Origin of the sequence: Actinoplanes sp. NPDC048791 (genome assembly GCF_040650095.1) — a bacterium.
In the GTDB taxonomy this organism is placed as follows: Bacteria; Actinomycetota; Actinomycetes; order Mycobacteriales; family Micromonosporaceae; genus Actinoplanes.
Genome location: NZ_JBEZGQ010001225.1, coordinates 1 through 2,247, shown reverse-complemented (window position 1 = coordinate 2,247; position 2,247 = coordinate 1). Strand labels below are relative to the sequence as shown.

Genomic DNA, 2,247 nt, shown 5'->3' with positions numbered 1-2,247 from the left:
CGCCCGGTCGCCGGGGCCCGGCCCAGTCCGCCCACTGCGCGAGGTGCGCCCGGACCAGCGAGGACCGGGCCTGCGCCCCGCCGTCGCCGTCGGTCTCGTCCTGCGCGTTGATGCCGTTGGCCGAGATCGAGACGGTGACGTAGCCCTGCGAGGCGAGCAGGTCCTGGGCCTGGCGGTAGCCGCGGTAGCTGGGCAGGGGCCGGCTGCCCGCGGGGCACGGCCAGCGGTACGCGGCACTGTCCGGCCCGCCGTAGCAGGTCGCGTGCTTGCCGTGCAGGAACACCGCCAGCGGGCGCGCACCCGGCGCACCCACGGGCGCTGTCACCAGTGCCTGCATCTCGATCGCGGCCGGATAGCCGGGCAACGTCAGCGGCGGCAGCGTGTACTCGCCGGACCGGACGCGGTAGGGACCGGCAATTCCGGGATCAACCGGATTCGCGGGCAACGCCGGTCCGGGTGTGGCCGTCCCGGGTACGGGACCGGAGCGCCGGGTCGAGGCCGGAGCGCGGTCCAGCCGGCGCCCGCCGGCCCGGACCGTCAATCCGGTCGGGACAGCGGCGCCGGACCATGGCAGGGCGAAGGTGTGCGGGTCGAGCCGGCGGGCCACCCCGAGCCGCCGCTCCCCCGCCCAGAACTCGACCGCCGCGTCACCGACCGGGATCGCCTCCGGCGACCGCCAGATGACCGTGTCGCCGCTGATCCGCCAGCCCGTTCCGGGCGCCGAGGGCGACGGCGCCGCGGCGTGGGCCGCCGCCGGGATCGCGCTCGGTACCCCGGCGCCGACGGTCATCGGGACCAGAGTCAGAGCCGCGAGGGCCGCGATCCTCACTGCAGCTTGGCCTTCGTGTAGAAGCCGCTGTCGATGAGGACCTTCTCGTAGTTGGTCTTGTTCACGATCTCCGTGTCGAGCAGCGTCGACGGCACGACCTTCACGCCGTTCTCGTAGTCCTTGTTGTTGTTCGTGGCCGGTTTCTGGCCCTTGAGCACGGCATCGGCCATCTGCGCGCTGGTCCGGGCCAGCACCCGGTAGTCCTTGAAGATCGTCGAGTACTGCTCGCCCGCGATGATCGACTTGACCGAGGCCGCTTCGGCGTCCTGGCCGGTCACGACCGGGTACGGCTGACCGGCCGTGCCGTAGCCGTTGCTCTTCAGCGCGGAGACGATGCCGATCGACAGGCCGTCGTACGGCGACAGCACACCGTCCACCCGCAGGCCGGAACGGTACGTCGAGGTCAGCAGGTTCTCCATCCGGTCCTGGGCGACTGCCGGCTTCCACCGCAGGATCGCGATCTTCTTGAAGTCGGTCTGCTTGCTCGGCACCTTCAGCGTGCCGTCGTCCAGGTACTTCTTCAGCACCGACATCGCGCCGTTGTAGAAGAACGTCGCGTTGTTGTCGTCCGCCGAGCCGGCGAACAACTCGACGTTGAACGGGCCCTTCGCGGAGCCCTTGGACCCGTCGGCGTTGAGCAGCTTGAGGCCGGTCAGCAGCGACGTCGCCTGCTGCACGCCGACCCGGAAGTTGTCGAAGGTGGCGTAGTAGTCCACGTTGGGCGAGTTACGGATCAGCCGGTCGTACGCGATCACCGGGATCTTGTTGTCCGCCGCGCTCTGCAGCTGGGTGGTGATCGCGGTGCCGTCGATGGGCGCGATGATCAGCAGCTTGGCGCCCTTGGTGATCTGATTGTCCAGCTGGTTGATCTGGGTGGGGATGTCGTCCTCGGCGTACTGCAGGTCGACCTTGTAGCCGAGGGCCTCGAGCTCCTTCTTGACGTTCTCGCCGTCGCCGTTCCAGCGCTCCGAGGAGCGGGTGGGCATGGTGACGCCGATCAGCGCGCCGGCGCTGCCGGTGCCGGCCGCCGTCTTCTTGTCTGCCGACTTCTCGCTGGAACCACAGGCGGCCAGGGAGAAGGCCAGGACGACGGCCGATGCCGCCACCAGGATGCGGGTGTTTCGCATGCACGAACTCCTCAATGCTTCACGGGCGGGTGCGCCGGCGGAACGATCCCGACCGTAGGGAGCGCGGCGTTGTTCGTGTTCGGCGCCGGCCGCTGAACAACCAACGCTGGACATCGGCGAGGACAATGACCGCGACGAATGGAGGGCCGGTGCCCCGACAGGAACGCCCGCTGGAGTCCGAGGAGACGCCCCTGCTGCGGTTCGCCGGTGACCTGCGGCGCCTGCGGCGGCGGGCCGGCCTGCCCTCGTACCGGGAGCTGGGCAAGCGGACGAGCTACTCGGCCGCGGCGC

1 protein-coding gene and 1 pseudogene are annotated in these 2,247 nt (G+C 70.2%); both read right to left on the bottom strand.

Annotated features, from left to right (window positions below; all coding sequences use genetic code 11):
• A pseudogene (locus AB0C29_RS44660) lies at nucleotides 1-790 on the bottom strand (hypothetical protein); the annotation flags it as partial.
• A gap of 35 nt (nucleotides 791-825) precedes the next feature.
• The gene (gene chvE, locus AB0C29_RS44655; RefSeq protein WP_360833916.1) at nucleotides 826-1,956 is read right to left on the bottom strand and encodes a multiple monosaccharide ABC transporter substrate-binding protein; all 1,131 of its coding nucleotides are present in this window, start codon (nucleotides 1,954-1,956) and stop codon (nucleotides 826-828) included.
• Nucleotides 1,957-2,247 lie beyond the last annotated feature (291 nt).

What these genes read in the sequence shown, in the direction of transcription:
- chvE (WP_360833916.1), bottom strand. Translation starts at nt 1,956, where the DNA reads ATGCGAAACACCCGCATCCTGGTGGCGGCATCGGCCGTCGTCCTGGCC.